The organism is Vibrio zhugei, assembly GCF_003716875.1.
Classification (GTDB): domain Bacteria; phylum Pseudomonadota; class Gammaproteobacteria; order Enterobacterales; family Vibrionaceae; genus Vibrio; species Vibrio zhugei.
The window spans coordinates 1,417,232-1,440,528 of record NZ_CP033078.1 but is presented as its reverse complement, the minus strand read 5'-3'; the positions used below and the strand labels follow the sequence as shown (position 1 = coordinate 1,440,528).

General features: G+C 42.9%; 23 protein-coding genes. 13 read left to right on the top strand and 10 right to left on the bottom strand.

From position 1 onward, the window contains the following. Position 1 precedes the first annotated feature (1 nt). Positions 2-1,657, bottom strand: a complete 1,656-nt coding sequence (locus tag EAE30_RS11940) for a S16 family serine protease (protein WP_123017356.1) — start codon at positions 1,655-1,657, stop codon at positions 2-4. 166 nt (positions 1,658-1,823) lie between these two features. On the opposite strand from EAE30_RS11940, the gene matP reads away from it, so the two are divergent. The 3 genes from matP to EAE30_RS18770 all read left to right on the top strand — a co-directional run bounded on the left by matP (position 1,824) and on the right by EAE30_RS18770 (position 3,102). Further along, the gene (matP, locus tag EAE30_RS11935; RefSeq protein ID WP_123016121.1) at positions 1,824-2,279 is read left to right on the top strand and encodes a macrodomain Ter protein MatP; all 456 of its coding nucleotides are present in this window, start codon (positions 1,824-1,826) and stop codon (positions 2,277-2,279) included. Between the two features lie 10 nt (positions 2,280-2,289). Beyond that, positions 2,290-2,595, top strand: a complete 306-nt coding sequence (locus tag EAE30_RS11930) for a DUF3634 family protein (protein WP_123016120.1) — start codon at positions 2,290-2,292, stop codon at positions 2,593-2,595. A 303-nt stretch (positions 2,596-2,898) separates the two neighbouring features. Beyond that, entirely contained in the window at positions 2,899-3,102 is a 204-nt protein-coding gene (locus tag EAE30_RS18770) for a hypothetical protein (RefSeq protein WP_164711847.1), read from the top strand. A gap of 1,099 nt (positions 3,103-4,201) precedes the next feature. On the opposite strand, the gene EAE30_RS11920 is transcribed toward EAE30_RS18770, so the two are convergent. The 3 genes from EAE30_RS11920 to EAE30_RS11910 all read right to left on the bottom strand — a co-directional run bounded on the left by EAE30_RS11920 (position 4,202) and on the right by EAE30_RS11910 (position 7,564). Beyond that, complete coding sequence (locus EAE30_RS11920) at positions 4,202-5,938, bottom strand: ATP-binding protein (RefSeq protein ID WP_123017355.1); 1,737 nt, start codon at positions 5,936-5,938, stop codon at positions 4,202-4,204. A gap of 4 nt (positions 5,939-5,942) precedes the next feature. Then, on the bottom strand, positions 5,943-7,040 hold the full coding sequence (locus tag EAE30_RS11915) for an FIST signal transduction protein (RefSeq protein ID WP_315972115.1): 1,098 nt from the start codon (positions 7,038-7,040) through the stop codon (positions 5,943-5,945). Between the two features lie 167 nt (positions 7,041-7,207). Then, the gene (locus EAE30_RS11910; RefSeq protein ID WP_123016118.1) at positions 7,208-7,564 is read right to left on the bottom strand and encodes a hypothetical protein; all 357 of its coding nucleotides are present in this window, start codon (positions 7,562-7,564) and stop codon (positions 7,208-7,210) included. Positions 7,565-8,032: 468 nt separating this feature from the next. Between EAE30_RS11910 and EAE30_RS11905 the strand changes: the two genes are divergently transcribed. From EAE30_RS11905 to ttcA, 3 genes are all read left to right on the top strand, one after another. Further along, positions 8,033-8,782: an FNR family transcription factor gene (locus EAE30_RS11905; protein WP_123016117.1), complete on the top strand. Its 750-nt coding sequence runs from the start codon at positions 8,033-8,035 to the stop codon at positions 8,780-8,782. Positions 8,783-8,916: 134 nt separating this feature from the next. Then, positions 8,917-9,855, top strand: a complete 939-nt coding sequence (gene uspE / locus EAE30_RS11900) for a universal stress protein UspE (RefSeq protein ID WP_123016116.1) — start codon at positions 8,917-8,919, stop codon at positions 9,853-9,855. A 145-nt stretch (positions 9,856-10,000) separates the two neighbouring features. Continuing rightward, entirely contained in the window at positions 10,001-10,936 is a 936-nt protein-coding gene (ttcA, locus tag EAE30_RS11895; protein WP_123016115.1) for a tRNA 2-thiocytidine(32) synthetase TtcA, read from the top strand. A gap of 93 nt (positions 10,937-11,029) precedes the next feature. On the opposite strand, the gene EAE30_RS11890 is transcribed toward ttcA, so the two are convergent. After that, on the bottom strand, positions 11,030-11,854 hold the full coding sequence (locus tag EAE30_RS11890; RefSeq protein ID WP_241967765.1) for a glucosaminidase domain-containing protein: 825 nt from the start codon (positions 11,852-11,854) through the stop codon (positions 11,030-11,032). Next, complete coding sequence (locus tag EAE30_RS11885; RefSeq protein WP_123016114.1) at positions 11,817-12,635, bottom strand: DUF2189 domain-containing protein; 819 nt, start codon at positions 12,633-12,635, stop codon at positions 11,817-11,819. Before EAE30_RS11885 ends, EAE30_RS11890 begins: the two co-directional genes overlap by 38 nt. 359 nt (positions 12,636-12,994) lie before the next feature. Between EAE30_RS11885 and potA the strand changes: the two genes are divergently transcribed. The 4 genes from potA (at position 12,995) to EAE30_RS11865 (ending at position 16,989) form a co-directional block, all read left to right on the top strand. Continuing rightward, positions 12,995-14,104, top strand: a complete 1,110-nt coding sequence (gene potA / locus EAE30_RS11880) for a spermidine/putrescine ABC transporter ATP-binding protein PotA (protein ID WP_123016113.1) — start codon at positions 12,995-12,997, stop codon at positions 14,102-14,104. Next, positions 14,091-14,951, top strand: coding sequence for a spermidine/putrescine ABC transporter permease PotB (potB, locus tag EAE30_RS11875; RefSeq protein ID WP_123016112.1), 861 nt, complete (start codon positions 14,091-14,093; stop codon positions 14,949-14,951). The genes potA and potB overlap by 14 nt, the downstream gene beginning before the upstream one ends. Continuing rightward, on the top strand, positions 14,951-15,721 hold the full coding sequence (potC, locus tag EAE30_RS11870) for a spermidine/putrescine ABC transporter permease PotC (RefSeq protein WP_123016111.1): 771 nt from the start codon (positions 14,951-14,953) through the stop codon (positions 15,719-15,721). The genes potB and potC overlap by 1 nt, the downstream gene beginning before the upstream one ends. 227 nt (positions 15,722-15,948) lie before the next feature. After that, on the top strand, positions 15,949-16,989 hold the full coding sequence (locus EAE30_RS11865; RefSeq protein ID WP_123016110.1) for an extracellular solute-binding protein: 1,041 nt from the start codon (positions 15,949-15,951) through the stop codon (positions 16,987-16,989). 83 nt (positions 16,990-17,072) lie between these two features. Here EAE30_RS11865 and cobB read toward each other — a convergent pair whose 3' ends face one another. Beyond that, positions 17,073-17,795 (bottom strand): Sir2 family NAD+-dependent deacetylase, encoded by a 723-nt coding sequence (cobB, locus tag EAE30_RS11860; protein ID WP_123016109.1) that lies wholly within the window; start codon positions 17,793-17,795, stop codon positions 17,073-17,075. Between the two features lie 152 nt (positions 17,796-17,947). Then, positions 17,948-19,414, bottom strand: coding sequence for a sigma-54-dependent transcriptional regulator (locus EAE30_RS11855; protein WP_241967776.1), 1,467 nt, complete (start codon positions 19,412-19,414; stop codon positions 17,948-17,950). Between the two features lie 167 nt (positions 19,415-19,581). On the opposite strand from EAE30_RS11855, the gene mobA reads away from it, so the two are divergent. Together mobA and EAE30_RS11845 are read left to right on the top strand one after the other, a co-directional pair. Next, positions 19,582-20,196 carry a molybdenum cofactor guanylyltransferase MobA gene (gene mobA / locus EAE30_RS11850; protein WP_123016107.1) on the top strand — a complete coding sequence of 205 codons (615 nt, stop codon included), beginning with the start codon at positions 19,582-19,584 and terminating at the stop codon, positions 20,194-20,196. Positions 20,197-20,286: 90 nt separating this feature from the next. Further along, a complete protein-coding gene (locus EAE30_RS11845) occupies positions 20,287-20,559 on the top strand; it encodes a DUF2960 family protein (RefSeq protein ID WP_123016106.1) in 273 nt (90 codons plus the stop codon). An 80-nt stretch (positions 20,560-20,639) separates the two neighbouring features. Here EAE30_RS11845 and nagK read toward each other — a convergent pair whose 3' ends face one another. Next, positions 20,640-21,557 carry an N-acetylglucosamine kinase gene (nagK, locus tag EAE30_RS11840; RefSeq protein WP_123016105.1) on the bottom strand — a complete coding sequence of 306 codons (918 nt, stop codon included), beginning with the start codon at positions 21,555-21,557 and terminating at the stop codon, positions 20,640-20,642. Positions 21,558-21,595: 38 nt separating this feature from the next. Further along, positions 21,596-22,348, bottom strand: a complete 753-nt coding sequence (locus EAE30_RS11835) for a tRNA-uridine aminocarboxypropyltransferase (RefSeq protein WP_123016104.1) — start codon at positions 22,346-22,348, stop codon at positions 21,596-21,598. Positions 22,349-22,460: 112 nt separating this feature from the next. Here EAE30_RS11835 and EAE30_RS11830 point away from each other — a divergent pair, with 112 nt between their 5' ends. Then, entirely contained in the window at positions 22,461-23,261 is an 801-nt protein-coding gene (locus EAE30_RS11830; RefSeq protein WP_123016103.1) for a sterol desaturase family protein, read from the top strand. Positions 23,262-23,297: the final 36 nt, after the last annotated feature.

Here is a 23,297-nt window from a genome sequence, read left to right as displayed (position 1 = left end):
ATCAGTTTGAAAACAGTTTGTTTTTAAGTCGTTCAAACCAAGAGTCAGGCGTATCATCTTTGTCAAAATTATCAATACGGTCCGCAATACGGCGCAGCACATTGTCTTTTTCTTCTTTCCCTCGAAATGGCGTGTCCAATAAAATCGGCATCACGTCATCGACGGTTTCGACTGGCCAAATTGAAAACTGACCCTGTTTTATACTCTCTACTACTGTGGGATGCAGTGCAAGATGTTTCAAATTACTTGCCGGCATAATCACACCTTGCTGGCCGGTGAAGCCTTGGTGTTCACAGACGCGGTAAAACCCTTCAATTTTTTCATTTAGGCCGCCAACGGCCTGAACACGGCCAAATTGGTCCACGGCGCCTGTCACGGCCTTTTGTTGATCGATAGGTAGCCCAGACAGGGCGCTCACCCAAGCACACAGCTCAGCGAGTGAGGCGCTGTCGCCATCGACTTCACTGTATGACTGCTCAAAGACCACAGAGGCAGAAAAGGGCAAGGGCACATCTAAATCGAGTGCACTACTGACAAAGGCTTGCATGATCATCATACCTTTGGCATGCAAGCTACCGCCCAATTCTACTTTTCTTTCCACATCAGAAATATCACCATCCCCAAAGTGGACAACACAAGAGATACGCGCTGGCTCACCATAAGACAGGGGATGACCGGCCACATCAACCACGGTGAGTCCATTGACTTGGCCAATCTGTTTCCCTTCCGTTTCGATGATCACCTGCCCATCGAGGATGTCATCCATTGCTCGTTCTGGTAAGTAGGATGCACGATCATAGCGTTGACGAATAACGGCTTCCACATCATCAGCATCAATTCTTTTTCCTTGAGTATAGCTTTTACACTCGGCCAGAATAGCGCGATGCCAAAGTAAGCACAGTGGAGCGTAGTGTTGATCTTCTGTATAACGCGCGCCGGCCTTCATCAAGGTATGAATCGCATCAATGCTCAACTCAGGAATCTCATAGAGGCGACACAGCCATTTTAAAAACCCGAGGTATTCCAGTAGTGAGTCGGCATTGAGTTTAATATCGGGTTCTAATTCGCTAAATAAACATAAGCCGGCATGAATGTCTGAATCGAGGTAATCTATGTCACCTAGCTGCGCGCGATCGCCTAATACAATGACACGGATATCGAAACGACGACGCGGCCATTGCAAAACAGGAGACTCTGAATCACAATTTATTGGTGTTGTTTCTTCCCCAAGGATCGCAGCTTTCAGAACTGGCCAAGATTTTGGATTCGCCAATAGTAAGTTAGCAGAAATAATCAGAATTCCACCGTCAGCTTGTTCGAGCAAACCAGGAACATGTTGAGTGATTTCTCCATTGTGGGCTTTAACTTGGCCCAATACGTCGACCATATTTAACGTCTCAGTACGAACCACTGGACGGCATCCTTGCAAGCTCTGCTGAAGAGATTGCTCAATATGTTGGCGATAAATGGAATTATCTGGGGCATTAATCAGTAATAGGCGTGTAAAGCCTTCCATTTCTATGAACTGAGATAGCGTAGCGGCCAAACGAGGTTGCACCTCGAGCAGTGTTTTTTCGGGGAGAGAAGCATACTGAGTAAACTGCGCGTCGTATTCGTCATACTGAGGCGTCACTGAACGCCAAATTTCTTGAGTCATTGAAATGTAATACTGATGAAAAGGGGCTAAATTATATAGAAAAATAACGCTGGCGAATAGCATAGAAATGACCAATGATTATCGACAAGTTTTGATGGACTAAAATTGAATATGAGCGTCGTATGGGTTACGCTGTCACACTAAACAGACACGGATTTTGTGAAACATGAAATATCAGCAGCTTGAAAATTTAGAATGTGGATGGAAATGGCAATACCTAGTCAATAAGTGGAAAGCCGGTGAGCATATCACGCGCTATGTTGATACTAGTGAAATTGAGTTGGCGATCCATCAACTCCGTTCTCTTGAAAGTGATCCTACATTGGTGTTGGAGTGGATAGACAACCATATGGCACCGGAATTTGACAATAAGTTAAAGCAAGCTATTCGTGCAAAGCGTAAACGTCATTTCAATGCAGAGCAGGTCCATACACGTAAAAAGTCGATTGACCTTGATTATCGCGTTTGGGAAAAACTGTCCGAACGAGCGACAGAATTGGGTTGTACCTTGTCTGACGCGATAGAATATCTATTGAGTGAGGCATCTCGTAGTGAAAAGGCCAGTCGTACAGTCTCTAGCTTGAAACAAGATTTGAATAAATTGTTATCTTCGGACTCGTGAGGTTCAATGTATGTGGTATTTAGTTGGGATAGGCTTAGTTGTGGTGATTTGGTTGGTTGCGGATAGACCGATACTGAAAATGACATTTAAACATGGCCATGTTAAAACAGACAAAGGTCATTGCCCACCGTCATTTTTACGAGAATTGAAACAGATTGCCGAGCGTGATGGTCTTGACGGGAATCTAAAAGTCTATCAGTTAAGTACTGGAATGAAATTGGTGTTTTCGAAAAGTATACCGAATAATGTCCAACAACATATCCGTAATGTTTTCCCTCATCAAGGACTCAAATCTAAGGGTAAAAAGAAAGCCTAAGCCTATGGTCGTCTCCTTACGTTTAACCGGTGTTATTCCCATTTATAATGCACTATAACTAAATTATTTTTAACAAAAGATATCATACTTGAGCAACACTATTTGTCACTCATTTACAATGAAATCATAAGCTTAACTAGTAAACTAGTCATTAATAGAGGGGGGATCTCTCCATTTGTTGATCTAACTCACGCCATGATTATTCAATAATGCTGCCTATGTCACCTTTGCATGACGCATTGAACACTACCTTAGTTGTATAACAAGACAATAACTTTCAACGTGAACGAAAAGGTGTACATCATGACGGTATATTATTTAGATAGACATCCGCAGAGCAATGGTGAATATCAATTGCATGAAGATGGATGCACAAAACTGCCTTTACCCAGTGACAGAACGTATCTTGGTACTTTTCAAACCCTTGATACGGCCATACAAAAAGCCACTCGCATTCATCATCGTTGTCGACCTTGTGCGATGTGTTGCGAACCAATCAAGGTATAAAGTAGGGTACAGATTCACGATTCATCAAATACTGTTTTTATATACAGGCACATAATTATCCGTGAAAGAGAAATATACGAGCTGTTGGCCTTTTTTCGTCATATTCTGCTCATTAAAGTAGCGTTTCTTTTTAAGTGACAAAATGACTGTATATAATCACAGTATTTATCTCGATAGAAGTAGAAAAGACGCTGTTGCAATAAGTGATACTGTAACAAAATTAAATAATCGTTGGATCTGTGACATTCATCTTAAAGCTAAATCTGATTGAGATCACAATAATGTATAACAAAGAATAAAAATCCCTGATGAAATTAGATAAATAAAATAGAGCATCTACACTAATAAAGTAAGTTTACTTGGGATGACTTTTGTTGGATAACTCCTTTGACCCGCTATAGGCGGTTTTCTTTTTGCCTGCCGTCAGGCAAAGCAAGTAAACACAAGGTCACTGACGCCAACGCTCATCGTATTGAATCCAACCGTAAACGTGATTTCTTTATTACTTACCATGACTGCTTACTCAGTTTTTAATGTCACTAATATTACCTGATGAAGGCTCACTAGGTTCGGCTTGTTTAAGTTGCCAAGATGGTTTTTGGCAGTAAACATACTAAGCGAAGGAAAACGATGACTTCGTGGATTCGGTGAGTTCCGAACAGTCATAAAGAATAAGGTTTGGCTGATGATTGAGATAAGACGTAATTTGCAGCCAATTTATCCAAAATAATCCTGGCGGTGGATGTTGGTGACATGTGCAAACAATCATTGGCAAGTCGTTCGAACTTATCCAAGTTAATAATGAGGATAATCGTCAGATAGTTTAAGGCGATGGCAACATCGAATTTCACTAGAGCTCAGCGTAAAACAGCATGTTATAAAGACTTAACAAACCGTGTTAAATTATAATACATTAGTTCGCATTATGTATATTATGTTAAATATGGTTTAGGTATCCATCATCTGCTTGCCTATGTGCTGTCCCCTTGTGTTTGGTGAGACATTGCCATTGAACATAACTATTTACCATAAAATACCTAATAATCATATTTATCATCTTCGATTAAAAATAGGATTATTAGTGAAGCTAACAATGAGCTTAACGTAAGTATTGCTGTAGTACAGTATTTAAATCCTGTGTTCGTATCGGTTTCATGATGAAATCATTCATACCCACATTCATACAGCTGGCTTTTTCTTGATTCATCGCATGCGCGGTCAATGCAATGATTGGAATGGAAATGTGTTTCTCGCGAATCAAACGCGTTGCTTCAATCCCATCCATGACGGGCATGGAGAGATCCATAAACACCAAATCGTAATCGTGATCGCACGATAATAAATCAATCGCCTCCAGTCCATTATTGGCGAGTGACACTTTATAACCCATGCGTGTTAATAATAACTTGATGACCATTTGGTTTGTTTTCGTATCTTCAACGACCAAAATATGATGGGCTTTGCTCTCAATTTCAACGCTCGCATTGAGAGCTTCTACTGGCTCTATCAGGTTTTGCTCTTGGCCACTCAACGGTGTTTGAGATTGCAACGGAACGCGAATACTAAATCGAGTGCCTTTACCTACATGACTTTCGATATGTATTTCGCCATCCATCATATCCACTAAGTATTTTGTAATAGTCAGGCCCAAGCCTGTACCGCCATAGTTGCGTGTTATCGAGTTATCCGCTTGGATAAAGGGACTAAACAGCTGTTCTAACCGAGATTGATCAATACCAATACCTGTATCGGTTACCACTATCTCTAACCATTCTTGCTGATAAGTGGTTAACTTGACTGAAACTTTTCCTTTGGCTGTAAACTTGATCGCATTACCTACAACGTTATAGAGAATTTGAGTTAACCGCGTGGGATCTAGCCAGTAATTTGAAATGGTATCAACATCTTGTTCAATCTCGAATTGGATGCCTTTTTCCACAGCAAGCTGCTCATGATATGACAAGGAATGCCGCAACTGCTTATCTAGATTTATCCAGTTACACTGTAACTTAAAGTGGCCTGATTCAATACGACTGACATCGAGGATATCATTAATAATAATGAGTAACAGCTCGGCTGAATTCTCCATTTGTTCTAATAACACGCATTGCTCGGTACTGCTTTTTTGACGTAACACATCAATCAAACCTAAAACGGCATTCAATGGTGTACGCAATTCATGACTCATCATCGCTAAAAATTGCGATTTTGATTCGTTCGCTTGTTCTGCTTGCTGTTGAGCTATTGATAATTCTCGTGTTTTTATATTAACGAGTTGTTGTAACTCTTCCTTATACTCAATATCACTGATTGCGCGCTCTAACAACGGGCGAAACCGGAGTAATGTCGCTTTCGTTTCAATACTAAACTGCCCTTTTTTCGTGCCTGTCAGCAATAATACCGAGTCACTGGCTTCCGCTCGAATTCCTGTCATTAACACCGACTTTAATTGCTGTTGCAGTTCACGACTTAAATATTGAAATTCTTCTTGTTCTTCTGGTTCAAAAAGAATGATACTTTCGCCATCTAGAACACGCTTAAATTTCTTGGTGTGTTGCCATTGTTTACCGTCGAAATCATTACTCGACGTCAGAAACGTAAAGAAAGATGAGCAAGTTTTACTTTTTGAAATTACGACAAAGTCATCAAAATCAATATACTGGCTGAGTGATTTTTTTAGCTCTTCAAATATTTGATATTTATTATCGGCATTACTTAACGCAGAAAGCGTTGCTAGAATCACGCGATTTTCTTCGGCTAAACGTTGCTCTCTTTCTTTACTTCGCTCAAGTTCTAACAAAGTTTCATTGAGGAGCTCGACATGTTCTGAATTCATAGCATCATTCTGAATCATAGAAAATTACCGAAGATATCATAAGGTTACCATGAGCATTTTCTCCACCAATAAATCGTCCTTGCTCTCCAAATGTAAATGGGCAAATAAAAGACTGGCCATTCATTTGAGAATTCAGCTTTTCATAAACTTGTTGAATACCATCACCTAACCACAGCATCGAACCGGCACAATGAATAATGATCGCTCCGCATACTAAGGACTCATGATAATTTTGTGTATTTGCTTCTTTAACGACTCGTGACGCACGACAGATAAGTTGCTCTCGAGATCCCGTCATGAGCTGAATTTCTTTACCGGTTTGAATTTCAGCAAATAATTCCACACACCCATTAGGAAGGAAGTAGATGGGATGAGTCAGTTTATAATACGGTTGCTGATAGATTGATCCCGCGACAACCCCGAGTGGGAACCGCGCAATATGGTCGAAAATGTATTGTTCAGAAATGCTTTCACCTGCATGTTCATTTATCCACTGTTGATAAACGTTCTTTGCGGGTAACCCATCTATTTCACAAATAAGCCGACCTTGCGCTAAGGTAATTTCACCTTTAAATGTCGTCGGAGAATACCCGGCACCGAACCCCGTGGTCAAAGGCTTACTCGTGAAGCAGAGCTGAATTGCAATGCCATTTCGACTCGCACCTTTATCGGAAATCAACGACCAACGACTTTGAATCATATTGTCTGCCGCGCTGCCGCCAATAATGGGAATATGAGTCCCAAACGTCTCATCAATGGCATCAATATAGCGCTCTTCACAACCTGGAGTTGCATGCAATAGAATCAAGTTAGGGACTTCCCCTACTCGATCGGCATCCTGCAACGCTTCATCAATCAATCGCTGTATCAATTGAGGATCACCATGACTCTCATGCTCCAAATCGGCTATCGCTGAACCATAAGCGCACGCTGAATCATTATGAATAAACAGCACACCGACTACGGGCCCTTCATGATAACCGTGTTCCGTCATGATGCCCTTACAGGAAGAACATCCGATAAACGGGACATTGGGTAATCTGGATTTGAGTGCGTGAGAAAGTGCTTCCGGACAATATTCTTCTGTGTAATAACACAGCATTGCAACAGGAGTCTCTTGCGCGACCTCTTCGCATATACTCTGAACGGCGGCTGAACTATCGAGTAAATGAGAAAATGCGGTTAAAAAACGCATCGGATGATTAGTGTGTTCGGACAACGTCATCGGTGACTCCAAAGGAACGTAATTGTGCTATAGCGCGGCCAGATTTAAATCGAAATACGCACGCGAACTTTATCGGTCAAAGTCACGTATAATGGTTTGTCTAGTTGGTTTGGTGACACTTGGAATGCCCAACTTTGTGGCATGATTGGTGTCACTTCCCCCTGTTGAGAGCTAGGTGACCAATTTTTTGGCACTTGATGAAGTTCATAACTCGATAAGCTGGTTTTGACGATCTCAATCATATGGTCATCGATTTTTACTTTACATTGATCTCGACCTATACATGACAGAGTTTTCTCATTTTCATAAGTAAAACTGCGCCAAGTAAACGCCCCGATAAGCAGTAACATCATAATAACAACTTGTAGTAATCGTTGTTTAGTGAGCTTTTCTGCAGGCATAGTTGGAATCTCCGGATCGGGTGTATTTCTGACGACATGATCAGCATTTAATAAGGGCCGTATTCTACTGGAAATTAGAGGTAATGACATATTACATGGAATAATTAACCATTATTTTGCGACAAGATCTCTATTTGAGTAATTACTCCACGCCTTATGCGGTAGGAGTTACATAGTCGTGAAGAGGCGTTCTGTGCTCAAATGAATCACTGATTTTTACAAATTATGATGGTGTACAGAATGCATATTGTTATTATTTTGTTATTATTGAGAGGAGTCGCGGTGATTTGTTTTCAGTTCATACTGATTGTATAGAATCAAAAAAGCGCGATTTTTATAATAGTTCTATCAATAATGAATTATGATCAATTATGTTAACCAATTGATATATGGAGTTTTATTTATCTATCCTTTGTTAAGTATGAGTGTTAACATACCCGCGTACATCAATATTAGTGAAAGGTTATTATGATATCTGATAAACCAGCATCAAAGCGTATTCAGTCCGGTGGATGTGCCATTCATTGCCAAGATTGTAGTATCAGTCAACTTTGTATCCCTTTTACGCTGAATGATTCAGAACTTGATCAGTTGGATCAAATTATCGAGCGTAAGAAACCGATTCAAAAAGGCCAAGAGCTTTTTAAAGCTGGAGATGAGCTTAAATCCCTGTATGCGATTCGCTCAGGTACGGTAAAAAGTTACACGATTACTGAGCAAGGCGATGAGCAAATCACAGCATTTCATCTTGCAGGCGATATCGTCGGTTTTGATGCCATCACATCAGATTCTCATCCGAGTTTTGCACAGGCTCTCGAAACCTCGATGGTGTGTGAGATTCCGTATGAAATCGTCGATGACCTTTCCGGTAAAATGCCGAAATTACGTCAACAGATCATGCGTTTGATGAGTAACGAAATCAAAGGTGATCAAGAAATGATTCTTCTGTTGTCGAAAAAGAATGCGGAAGAGCGTTTGGCGGCGTTCCTTTATCATCTCTCTACACGCTTTTCTCAGCGTGGTTTCTCCCAGCGAGAGTTCCGTTTGACCATGACTCGTGGTGATATTGGTAACTATCTAGGGTTAACGGTAGAGACAATTAGCCGCTTACTTGGTCGTTTTCAAAAATCTGAACTGCTTGCGGTGAAAGGTAAATACATTACCATCTTAGATCATGATGCGATCAAAGAACTCGCCGGCGTAACGGATAACGATTAACAGATTGATATGATGTAGCTTTCTATCGAGCTACATCATATTTTTATCGACTCTTCTTTCTTCTTTCTATCCCTGCCCCCACATTTGCGCTAGAGTATTACTAAGCTCGACAGACAATCATAAGGGGTTTGTTTATGAGTATTTATAGCAATATTCTCGCCGTCGCAGACATCAATCGCGATGAACAAGTCGCATTGGCTCGTGCTGCAAAGCTGGCCGCGCACAGCCGCTCTCGCAGTCAACTCACCTTTTTTTTGTCCATCTACGATTTTTCTTATGATATGACGTCCATGCTCTCTTCAGAAGAGCGAGATGCAATGCGTCAAGGCGTCATTTCTCAGCGAGAACAATGGATGAAATCCATCGCTCAGCCTTACTTAAATGATCATTTCGACTTGCATATTAAAGTGGTCTGGCATAACCGCCCGTACGAAGCGATTATTCGAGAAGTGTTTGAAGGTCAACACGACATTGTCATCAAGGGGACTCGCAAACATGACTTACTTGAATCTGTTTTATTTACCCCCACAGATTGGCATTTGCTACGCAAGTGTCCAACGCCAGTTGCCCTAGTGAAAAATGCCCATTGGCCACAAGGCGCGAGTATCATTACCTCTGTTCATGTCGGTTCAGAATTGGCTACCCATCAAGCTTTGAACGACCGCATGGTGGAACGCGCACTCAGTATGAGTGAACGATTGAATGCAACGCCCTACCTCGTCAATGCCTACCCTGCGACTCCTGCCAATATTGCAGCTGAGCTACCAGAATTTGATCCGACCTCGTATGCGGATGCGATTCGTGGTCATCATTTAACCTCAATGAAAGCGTTAAGACAAAAGCATGGCATTGCCGAAGAGCACACTCGGGTTGAGCAAGGGTTACCTGAAGATGTTATCCCGAAAGCCGCAAAAGAACTCAATGCCGGCATTTGTATTATTGGAACGACCGGACGCACTGGCCTTTCCGCTGTCTTTCTCGGCAATACGGCAGAACAAGTCATCGATAAAATTGGTTGTGATATTTTAGCACTCAAACCAGAAGGCTTTGTGAGCCCTCTCGACCCGAACTAATCGATCATAGACGGGGTTTAAACCGTATCCCTCGTGAATTATCACGGGGGATTTGCTTTTCAGTGTGCTAAAAACTGGAATCTCTGGTATTTATGCGTATCATACGCACTTCATTTTGTTACCAAGATAAAAGAGCGCCAGCTAAATGACCGAGCAAACTCCAGAGCGTACCAAAGCGCAACAATATAACCTTAATAAACTGCAAAAACGTCTGCGTCGTAATACGGGTCAGGCGATAGCTGATTTCAACATGATTGAAGATGGCGATCGTATTATGGTCTGTCTGTCCGGTGGTAAGGACAGTTTCACTATGCTTGATATTCTGATGAGTTTGCAAAAGAGCGCTCCCGTCTCTTTTGAACTGATCGCGGTAAACTTAGACCAAAAGCAGCCCGGCTTTCCAGAAGATATCTTACCTCAATACCTCGAGAATCTCGGTGTACCATACAAAATAGTTGAAGAAGACACGTATTCCATTGTTCAAGACAAAGTGCCAGAGGGGAAAACGACCTGTTCACTCTGTTCACGTTTGCGTCGAGGCATTTTATATCGCACAGCCAAAGAGCTTGGCGCCACGAAAATTGCTTTAGGTCACCACCGTGATGACATCTTGGAAACCTTATTCTTAAATATGTTTTACGGTGGAAAAATGAAAGGCATGCCACCGAAATTGGTGTCCGATAATGGCGAGCATGTTGTGATTCGTCCGTTAGCTTATTGCCGTGAAAAAGACATCATCAAATTTTCTGAAGCCCGCGCATATCCGATCATTCCATGTAATCTATGCGGCACTCAGCCTAATATGCAACGTCAAAACATCAAAGCCATGCTTAATGGCTGGGATAAACAGTTTCCTGGTCGGATTGAGACGATGTTTAAAGCGATGCAGAACGTGGTCCCTAGCCACCTAGCAGACCATAACCTCTTTGATTTTAAATCCATTGATAGCGATTCTGGAATCATTGATGGCGGAGATATTGGCTTCGACAAAGACAGTTTTCCGATGCAACCGGAAATGGACGACGACGTGGCAATTGAGGTGGATCCCTCACTGACGTTGAACGTGACAAATGTATCGTAACTGCTATTAAGTGACCCCGTCACGTTATGACTATGTGATCATACAAAAAAGGCTACCCTAGGTAGCCTTTTTTCATCACCAACGTTTGTCTTTTTAATATTCCCAATATTGCTCGTTATGCTTAATCATTGAACTGATAATATTGACATACTCTTGCCCACGTTCAGAATAATTGGTTAAGCCCTGAACCAGTTTGAGCGCCGCTTGTGTACTGAGAATTTTTTCACCTCGTTGGCGTCGTTCATAACGAATATGACGCAGTGGCTGATAAGCTTTATTGCGATTCACATTCATAAAGTAACGATGGATCGATTGACTCACGGAAGAAAACTTCGCAACTTCATGCGTCATGTCGGCCCCTCGTTGTTTGGGTACTAGGCCGCATCCCGATTGATAACACCATTGTCCAAAAAAGTTATTGGCATTTCTGGCAAATCGTGAGGTTCCCCACGCCGATTCGTTCGCGGCTTGAGATAACGCAAGGGCTTCGGGTATCACATCCACTCTACGTAGCATATGATTGACCCATTTCTTGGTCACTACACCGCCGTTAATTTTCAAATCATAAAGCTCTCCTAAGAGTTTGGCGTTCACTTTTTCCTTCTTGGATAGCGTGTCCCCGTTGTCTAAAGTTTGCTTGATTTGTTTAAGCTGTTGGCGTTCATGCAGTATGCGTTGATTCTCGTTTTGTATGCCATCACGCATATAATCGAAAAACTCCGCTTTACGTGCATCAATATTGTGCATGGCAGCAAAATCTGGCGGTGGGCCCATACTTTGGCGTTGGTAGCTATCTTTGCTCGATTCACTATCCGTTGTTTTGGTAACCAGTTGATAGCCGCAACTGGCTAAAATCGCCACGACACCAACAATGAGAATATTACGCATTAAAGATTTGGCTTGGTTTGTCTTGATCATTTTCCCCTCCACTATCATTGCTATCATCATGCGGAGTCGCGACAATTTTTAAGCGCACGCCGAACATATTACGATATATGATCCCTTTAACATGAAAGAAAAAAGGCAGAACCAATACTAAGCCTATGCCATAAAACATTAATGCCGCAAGAAATAAACCCATTATCACCGCATAAATGACGGCTAGCTGCAGAAGTTTGCGGTTGGCTGCACGTAACGATATCCACAATGCATTAAAGGGGCGAATCCGCTTTTCACAAACAAGTAACCCTGCGTTGGTAAACGCTAAAGAGAGATAGAGTGAAATGACAGGAACCAACAAATTGGCGATGCCTTGCAAAACCAAACTGACTAACGTAACGATAATAACAGGAATGGTGTACTGTAATCCGCTTCCGATTTGCTTGGTTGTGGTCTTTAAACCGACAGCATGGCTCATTGCCATTAGTGACACGCCGGCATAGAAAGGGGCGCTAATCACTTCGTAACTAAAATTCGCGATATACAATGAACGCATGAACCCTTCGGGTAATTTGCCATTTTTTGCAAAGTTCTCAAAGATTTCGGTCACATTGGAGACTTGGAAATGCAGCGCGAGAAAGAAAATGGCTAATTGCAAAATGGCTAATAAAATAATCGCTGGACTAAATGAAAGAAAGTGCTTGATGGTGCAATCCCAAGCTTCTTTAAACACGCTAGTAATGCTCAGTTGATATTGTCCAGAAAGCGCAGTATCAATACTACCGCCTAAGTTGAAATCTTTTTCTGTTTCGTTATTCATACACTGCTCTAGTGGGCTGAATGGAGTGTTAAAAAATCTCAGCCGAGACTGAGATTCATGCAAACCTGATTGCGAGTCATTATTTCACAAAAGTCATGCGTTATTATACGGTAATGTGTGATACGACTAAATGAGTAATGTGACTCATGTGTGGTTTTTGGCTCAATAATAGACATTCTTTACCATTATGGGCTGTCCTAACATAGTTAAATTGTTAGTGTATGTAACGGATTTTTTTCATCCAGAGACTAAAATGTTTTGACTTCCCGTTCGCGATGATTATGATGCGCGGATCAGTATATGACACATGGTTAAATTTGACTAAACCACGCTAGACCAAGGTAGGAGAAAAACAGACGTTGAATAACGAGCATTCCGCTGAAAATACAGTCATCAAACTGACTCACGTGACGAAGAGTTTTGATGGCAAGGAAATCATTTCTGATTTAGATTTAAACGTAAACCACGGTGAGTTTCTCACTATTCTTGGCCCTTCTGGCTGTGGTAAAACGACCGTATTAAGAATGATCGCAGGCTTCGAAAGTGTCGATTCTGGTTCCATCTTGTTAGACAATCAAGATGTCACAGAAACACCGGCTGAAAGCCGTCATGTAAATACTGTTTTTCAAAGTTACGCCCTCTTCCCTCACATGACCGTATTTGACAATGTGGCCTTTGGCTTGCGCATGCAAAAAGTGCCAAGTGCAGAGATTGAACCACGTGTCATGGAAGTGTTGAGCATGGTGCGTCTTGATCATATGGCGCAGCGACGTCCCCATCAGCTTTCCGGTGGCCAACAACAACGGATTGCAATTGCACGTGCTGTGGTTAATAAGCCCAAGGTATTGCTTCTCGATGAGTCGCTTTCTGCATTGGACTATAAGCTGCGTAAACAAATGCAAACTGAGTTAAAGCAGTTGCAGCGTAAGCTTGGTATTACCTTTATCTTCGTGACGCACGATCAGGAAGAAGCCTTATCGATGTCGGATCGCATTATCGTGATGCGTGATGGCGTGATTGAACAAGATGGTAGCCCTCGCGAAATTTACGAAGAGCCTAAAAATCTCTTTGTCGCGCGTTTTATCGGTGAAATTAATGTATTCCCTGCCGTCGCCAAAGAACGTTTGGATGCAGAACGTATTTTAGTGAGCATTCATGGCGTGGACAACAGTGTCTACTACAAAAAGCCGATTGAAGCGGGCCAGAAGTTACAAGTTCTACTTCGCCCCGAAGACTTACGTATTGAAGAAATCTCACAAGCGGAATCAAAAGGATTGGTTGGTTACGTGCGTGATCGTACCTATAAAGGGATGACGCTGGATTCAGAAGTTGAAATGGAATCGGGTGACATCGTGATGATCAGTGAGTTTTTCAATGAAGATGACCCTGATGTTGATCACTCCATTGGACAAAAAGTCTCGGTCACTTGGGTGGAAAGCTGGGAGGTTATTCTCGATGACGAAGCGTAAGTTTAATCTACAAAAGACCATTGTTTTTTTAGTTGTAGGTTGGCTCACGTTATTTGTGTTGGTACCAAATTTAATGATCATTGGTACAAGCTTTTTAACCAAAGATGACGCGAACCTGCTGAGCTTTGACCTAACGTTTGATAACTATTTTCGCTTAATTGATCCTCTCTATGCGAAGGTGCTTGCACATTCGTTCTATATGGCGATTCTGGCGACATTTTTTTGTCTGATCTTGGGGTATCCATTTGCGTATCTGATTACTAAAATGCCAGCGAAATGGCGCAGCTTTATGTTGTTTTTGGTGATCATTCCCTTTTGGACAAACTCGCTTATTCGTACCTATGGAATGAAAATGGTGCTGGGAACTCACGGTGTATTGAATACCGCGTTACTGTCTCTCAATATTATTGACCGCCCTATTCGTATTATGTACTCCGAGACGGCTGTCATGATTGGATTGGTGTACATTTTATTGCCATTTATGATTTTGCCTTTGTATTCATCGATTGAAAAATTGGACAAAACATTTTTAGAAGCAGCACGCGATCTCGGCGCTAACAAGATACAAATCTTGTTGAAGATTGTGTTTCCTTTGACCATGCCTGGAATCATTGGTGGGTGCCTGCTGGTGTTACTGCCAGCATTGGGGATGTTCTATGTTTCTGATTTACTTGGCGGAGCGAAGAACCCATTGGTGGGTAATGTGATTAAGAGTCAAGTACTGAATGCTCGCGATTGGCCATTTGGTGCGGCAACCAGTATCGCTTTGACCATTGTGATGGCCTTATTAATGTATGCTTACTATCGAGCAAGCAAACTCCTAAATAAAAAAGTGGAGCTGGATTAATGGGAAAATCGATTAAATTTAGCTTTGTTGGGGTGATCTACCTGTTTTTGTATCTCCCCATTGTGGTTTTGATTGTTAACTCATTCAATGCCAGTCGTTTTGGCTTGCGTTGGCAAGGGTTTACCACTAAATGGTATGAATCATTAGTGCATAATGACAGCTTAATGCAAGCGGCGTGGCACTCGCTCACGGTCTCGGTTATTTCCGCCACTGCGGCAACCATTATCGGTACATTAACTGCTGTAGCGCTATTTCGTTACCAATTTAAGGGAAAAGCCATGGTCAGTGGCCTGCTTTTTGTTGTCATGATGTCGCCAGATATTGTTATGGCCATTTCGTTTTTAGCCCTATTTTTGGTGCTGGGAGCGCAGCTGGGCTTGATGACATTATTGATCGCGCACATTACGTTTTGTCTACCGTTTGTTGTTATTACCGTTTACAGCCGTCTCAACGGGTTTGATGTCAAAATGTTAGAAGCGGCGAAAGATCTCGGCGCGGGTGAGTGGACGATTTTAAAAAGCATTATCATTCCATTAGCAAAGCCAGCGGTTGCCGCAGGTTGGCTGTTGAGTTTCACTCTGTCTTTGGACGATGTCATTATCAGCTCTTTTGTCACTGGGCCGAGTTATGAAATCTTACCATTGAAGATTTACTCGATGGTTCGCATCGGACTCTCTCCAGATGTGAATGCCTTAGCGACGGTTATGCTGGTCTTATCCCTATTGTTGGTCATGGGATCACAGTGGCTGGCACGAGACGGAAAACCGTAATTCTTCCCAAATCGACTACAATGATGGAAGCGTGACTGTTCGCTTTCATCATTGTGCGAGAAACTCATGCGCGATTGGCCATTTCTCGAGGTTCGAGGCGATAGTATGGTGCATGGTTGTCATGAAGCGTAGTAACACGCACTTATTGAGTAATCACATTCTGAGTGGAAGCTCTGAGTGAAAAGACACTCAACGTATCATTTCAATAAACTAGACATGGAAACGTAATGAAAAATAAATTGTATGCTGGCATGTTATGCGCATCAGCACTATTCAGCGGTAGTGCAATGGCACAAGATGACAATGTGCTCTACTTTTACAACTGGTCTGAATATATCCCACAAGAAGTGTTACAAGACTTCACTAAGCAAACGGGTATCAAAGTCATTTATTCGACTTATGAGTCGAATGAGACGATGTATGCGAAGTTGAAGACGCAAAAAACCGGGTATGATCTTGTTGTACCTTCAACATATTTCGTTTCTAAAATGCGCAAAGAAGGAATGATTCAAAAAATCGATCATTCAAAATTAAGCCATTTTAAAGATATCGATCCCAACTACCTCAACAAGTCTTTCGATCCGCACAGTGATTATTCCATCCCGTACGTATGGGGAGCGACTGGCATTGGTGTGAACACCGAATATCATGATAAGTCTAAGTTCACTAGCTGGAGTCAGTTATGGGATAAAGACTACGAAGGTCAACTGATGTTAATGGATGACGCTCGTGAAGTCTTCCATATCGCTCTAGTGAAACTTGGCTATAGCCCTAATACTACGGATCCTAAGAAAATCCATGAAGCGTATGAAGAACTGAAAAAGCTCATGCCAAATGTGTTGGTGTTTAACTCCGATTTCCCAGCTCGTCCTTATATGGCTGGTGAAGTAACCTTGGGTATGCTTTGGAATGGTTCGGCTTACGCGGCGCATAAAGACGGTGCTCCGATTGAAATCGCTTGGCCTAAGAAAGGCGCTATCTTCTGGATGGATAACCTTTCCATTCCAACAGGTGCGAAGAATGTTGATGCGGCTTACAAAATGATTGATTTCTTATTGGAGCCACAAAACGCAGCGAAGATTTCGCAAATGACTGGCTACCCAACTCCGGTGAAAACGGCGTACCAATATCTACCGAAATCGTATAAGAATGATACCAGTGTCTTCCCGCCAGCTGATGTCATGAAAAACGGCGTTTTCCAAGACGATGTGGGCGAAGCTTCTGCACTTTATGAAGAGCTATTCCAAAAGCTGAAAGTGAGTCAGTAATTGGTCTGCCTAACAACTGAATAAGCCAAAGCCACTTTCGATGAAAGTGGCTTTTTTATTGGATGAGCTCAGTGAAAGCAACGTTACTCTGTTTGTAACGCCAACAGCTCATCGACCAGTTTAGGGACCTCAATACTGGCTTTCCCATAGCGTTTCTCGGCAAATTCCGTTTGCACGGCGCTAGGTTCAATGTTTACTTCGATAGTATGCGCGCCAGCTATTTTGGCCTCATGCACAAGACCGGCAGCAGGATAAACAACGCCAGATGTGCCGATAGCAATGAACAAATCCGCCTCTTGGATGGCCTGATAGATATCGCCCATAAATAATGGCATTTCACCAAACCAAACGATGTGAGGTCGCAATTGCGAAGGCATTTGGCAACAATGACACAGATCGCCCGTATGAAGATCCGTCTTTTGCTCGACCGTTTGCTGTGATTCGGTGCATCGCGATTTCAATAGCTCACCGTGCATATGCAGCACATGCTGACTGCCGCCACGCTCATGTAAATTGTCAATATTTTGCGTGATGATCGTGACGTTACCTTCTAATTCGCGTTCTAATTGTCCTAAAGCTTGATGAGCCGCATTCGGTTGAATGTCGGTTTTTTGCAAATCACGACGCCGTTGATTATAAAATTCTTGAACTAAATCAGGGTCTCGGGCAAACCCTTCAGGGGTTGCCACATCTTCAATACGATGCTGTTCCCATAAGCCATCTTCACTGCGAAAGGTTTGGATACCAGATTCTGCTGAAATACCAGCGCCAGTGAGGACAACGATATTACGATAAGGAAACTTCATGATTGATCCTTTTATCCATGGTTGGTGTGTTCATTTATGTGACAGTGTCACCATGTTATGCAGGTAATAACAACCAAGCCAATGGTAACGGACTGTAACCCAATACCAGTGTAAATAAATCGTGTTATAAAAAAAGAGTCAAGCCACCCTTTTTACTGAAAAAACGCCGTTTTATCCGACAGTGTCATCACCTTCCCCCACTCTTTGAATTTTCGTTCCAGTGTTTTGCGATTGACGCCAAGCACTTTCGCAGCCGAGGAGCGATTCCCCTGATGCGCACGAACGACCTGTTCAATATGATGTCGTTCTACGTCTTTGAGAGTCCAGTTATGCGGATAATCATGCGGCTGACGTGGATCGAACTGGTGGTCCTCATGAAGTGTCGGCATGCTCATGCCATTCGAAACTGTCACAGTGACGGGCGTTTTATAGGACATCGAATGGGTGCGTAACCAATAATCTGAGGGAGATTGTTTCAGTAGAATGCAGTTTTCGACGAGATTCTTCAGCTCTCTGACATTTCCCGGCCAATGATAATCACGAATGATGGCGATGTCTTCTTCTGTCCACCCTGGGAGAGGTAAACATAAGTCGCGACAGAGCCGCTTTGCGAAATAAGGCAACAGCAACTTTAAATCCGACTTGCGTTGTCTTAATGGTATGACCGTGAGACGGTCGGCATACAGGCGGCCGAGTAACGGTGATGGACTGCGAGCAACCAGTTGATCACAGAGAGGACGATTGGTCGCCATAACGACCCGCACATCAATCGGCAAATCATAATCCGCTCCCACTGGACGAATGTGCCCGGTATCAAAAACGTTGAGTAGTCTCTTCTGTACGCCAATCGGTAGATTGTCTATTTCATCAATATACAGGGTTCCTCCATTGGCTCGTTTCAGTAATCCCGGCTGGTACACTTTACTTTGCATGGTATTACGGTGTTGCCCGTACAATATTTGCTCCAAGGTATCTTCTTGAGAAATATGCCCAGCTAATGGCACAAAAGGTCCATCGCGCAAGCTAAGTGCATGTAGACGCCGAGCGACCAGTTCTTTCCCCGTCCCCGGCTCTCCTTCAATTAACAGTGGTGTGGTATCATGGCAACGTAGATGTGTACTCTGCTTAAGCGCTAAGGTGAACTCGGATTCACCAATGATCTTATGCGAATGATGTCGAGAAAAGTCTTGGGCGAGTAGCACGGCCTTGTGGTTCTGCTGAATGGTTCGCATGCAATGATGAATCACATGGCTGGCTTGCTGTATATTGACTGGGGTAATGATGAATGACGCGTAAGAACGATACCAGTATGTAAATACGGATTTTAGCTGGTCTTGTTCGATCAGCAGTAACACTTGAGAATACTGACGATGCCATGCTTGTATCTGTTCGAATACTTGCGTGTGATCGGCGAAAAGCGTGGGATCAATAATCACCACATCGTATTGATATTCTTTCATGGCTTTAGCAACGTCTATCACATTATCGACGACAACACATGTGCTAAACCACGATGCGAAATGCTCGGTCAGTGCGGCCGTTGTTTGCCGCGAAGCACTAGCCAGTAAGACGGAATAAGCTTGGTAGACAGGTTTATTATCTGAGCCGTTGGTCATCATCAAGTACATCACCTTCGAATCAGGAGACATCTCCTCTATTAAAGGTAGAACGTAAACCAGAAAAGGCGAATTAATACGCTGAGTAAGCCAGAAACCATCACTCACAGCGATGATTTCTCTCTTTCTTTTACACAGGCATAAACCAGTGATTACAACGGAGTTTTATCATGATCGATCCTAAAGACATGACCTGGGTCATTTTGGCTGGCGGTCAAGCAACACGCATGCACCATAACGACAAAGGGCTCGTGATATTCCAAGATCAACCACTTGTCGAACACGTGTTAACTCGCTTACGACAACAACTGCCCACTCCTATTTTAATTAATGCTAATCGTCATATCGAAGATTACGCCCACTATGGGCGCGTGATTGAGGATATATGGCCGGGGTATCTGGGTCCATTAGCGGGGATGCATTCTGGTTTACAACATGCTCAAACGCCTTGGGTCGGTTTTTCACCGTGCGATAGTCCGTTTCTTCACAGCCAACTCATTGCACGCTTCTGTCAACAAGAAGACGACGGTATGGACGCGTTTGTCGCAAGCGATGGGGAGCGAGTACAGCCAGCGTTCGTGGTCATCCGGCGTCGTTGCTTACCGGTTCTTGAAGCCTATCTTGCCGCTGGAGAGCGCCGTCTCATGGGCTTCATCAGGCAATTGAGTCACCGTCACGTTGTGTTCAATGATGAAGCGTACGCGTTTGTTAATATTAATTCTCTTGAGGAAATAGAAGACTATCGTCTCATTTCCCCATCGTCGCCATCATTAGATGTGTGTTGATTCTAGTAATAAATGCCGTGTAATGCGTGACAATTAGGTGAGTTCAAGGCAGAATTCGCCAGTCAAGATTATGAAATAAGAGAAACGACTATGTCTCGTACTATTCTGTACACGTATAATGATGAAGAAAAGACCCTTGTCTTCTCTTATCAAGAATATCGCTCAGCACATGAAGCCGTCGCTGCAGCAGAAGGGATCGATTTAACCCATTACCTGAAAATGGAGCAACAAATTGAAGCGATCTCGGATACAAAAGCAGTGCGTAATTATCGTGACAATCATTTTCGTCAATTAGGTTTTACTCGTATCACGCTAAAGCCGAAAGAAAATGTTGGTATTGGTAAAAAACCGACTCAGAAGTAAGAATGGAATCTATGTAAGGGGAGCTCTCTAGCGCCCCTTTCTATTCTCTGGCATGAGCATGCTGTATCACTGTGCGTCACTCATTTCGAGGTGTCTAAATTCAGGAATGCCGCGCCGCGAACGCCGCCGGAATCGCCATGACGAGCTTGAATAATTTTAGGGCAGGTTGCGACCGACATCAGATAACGAGGAATGCGTTTAGGAAGTTCTTCATACAACAATTCAAAGTTTGATAACCCGCCACCCAGCACAACAACCCCAGGGTCCAAGGCTGTGAACAAACCGCCAAAACAGATGGCAGTAAACTCTAAGTAGCGATCGACAAACGCCACCGCATTTTTCTCATTGGACTGATACGCTTTAATGATGTCTTCCGCCGAACATTGTTCATCATAATCGTGCGCATAAAGCGTTTCAAAGCCACGACCAGATAAATAATTATCTAGGCAGCCTTGTTTACCGCAACCGCATTCCAGTAAAGGTGGATTGTCTCCTAATGCAAACCATGCATCAATTGGCACACGCATATGACCGACTTCGCCAGCAACGTGATTGCGTCCAGACAGCACTTGGCCATCAATAATAATACCGCCGCCAAATCCCGTTCCCATAATCAACCCTAATACCGAACCTTGGCCTTGGAATTCATCGTCCCATGCTTCGGAGAGAGCAAAGCAGTTCGCATCATTTTCGATATTTACGTCACGCTGTAACTTTTCTTGCAAGTCCTGACGTAACTCTTTGCCATTCGCTGCGGGAATGTTCACGGTGAGCAGAGTCCCGTCTTTGGCATTTTCCATCCCCGGTAGGCCAATACCGATTTTCCCTTTTTCACCAAACTTCTTATCATGACGTTCGACCAATTCGATGATCGATTCAAGTAATTGGTCATAATCATCAGTACTGGTCGCTAAGCGTTCTTTCGCCACGCGCTCTAACTGATTATTGAAAGCGCCAAACTCAATTTTTGTACCACCAATATCAAATCCATAATACATGGGACATCCTCTTACTGTCATCACGTTACCATCGTAACCTATGTGCGGTGTGCCTCTATCGACGTGAACCGTTTTTTCCATTGTAAATATAAGGATAGCTGTGGTCGAGAGTCATCGGCCACACCTCGGCTCTTCGTCATTAAATAGGTTTCTTTAAAGGCGTTAAACCAATAGTGCAAAGCGTTTGCTGCCTGTGGTTCCCCTATTTCTTGCAAAATCAATGAGGCCACTTCGGCGGTTGCCAAGTACTGCTCGTTCTCAGACTTACGCATAATATAATCAGAAACCGTATCAGGTGTAATTGACATCATTGGCAAAGACTGTAAATAGGCGGATTTTCGATAAATACGCCTAGCTTCACGCCAACTGCCATCAATGAAGACCAAGAGCGGTATTTTGTCATCGGCGACGAATGATGATGCAGTGACGACTTTGGCCTTCTCCTCGACACTGGTTGCGGGGAATACCAGTACAGGCGCATATTTTTCATCCGCGAGTTGCGCCAACATGTCTGCGCAAGGCTCTGTTCGGTGCCATTGAAAAACGCTGGTATCTTTAATCGTATCCGCGATTAATCGCCCAGTATTACTCGGTTTAAACACTTCATTCTCCGAGACGATCAACATTGCCGCGACACGGGTGTTGATATCGGGTTGGTGGGCACATAAACATAATGACTCGGCTACGCGGCAATACATACAGCGTGTAATTTGCGCCCCTCTCGCAATAAAAGGTTTAGTTGATTGTTTGAGTCTGAATTGATACAAATGATGGAAGCCGTGAATTCTCATGACATGCTTAAATAAAAAACCATAATGAGAATTCTACGTATACCGGTGACAGTTCGCTAGTAAACTTTGATAAATGCTGAATAAAACCGTTCGTTGGTAAAAAGGATTAACCATGAATTACTATAATGCTTGGCTGCAGTGGGGATTTTTCTTACTGGTATTTTTGGTGCTCGCAATTTGGGAATCCAATCGACCACGGCGCACCTTAGCACAAGTCAAAATCTTACGTTGGCTCAATCACTTCTCGTTATTCGCTATTAACATGACGTTGTCACATTTCATCATTCCTTTCTTTGCGATAAGTTCCGCATTGTGGGCACGAGAACACAATTTTGGCATTTTAGTTACACTGAATATTAACCCCTATATCGCTGTTATCGTGACAGTATTGGCGCTGGATTTAGCCCTCTATCTTTTTCATGTATTGATGCATCGTTTACCTGTGTTGTGGCGAGTACATCAAGTACACCATAGCGATACTGACCTTGATACTTCAACAGCACTTCGTTTTCACCCGATCGAGTTTTTATTAATGTTGTGGGTACGAATCGGTGCCGTCACTCTACTGGGTGCGCCAGTATTAGGGGTTGTCGTCTATGAATTACTTTTTAGTGGTATGCTTATTTTTAATCACTGTAATATCAAACTGCATCCCCTGAGAGAGCGTCAATTGCGCTGGCTCATCGTCACACCGGACGTCCACCGTATTCATCACAGTTTGAATGAAAAAGAACATAATAGTAATTTAGGCTTTGTCTTTTCTTTCTGGGATCGGTCATTAGGGACGCATATCATTGATCCTTTGCTGGGTCATCCCGCCATGCGGTTAGGTTTATCTTTTGCAAGAAGAAGTCGCGAGCAATGGTTAGATCGTTTAATTTGCCTGCCCTTTCGCCGTAATATAGATAAATAATGGTCGCGGTGATTAAATTTTACTGGGAATGTGTTG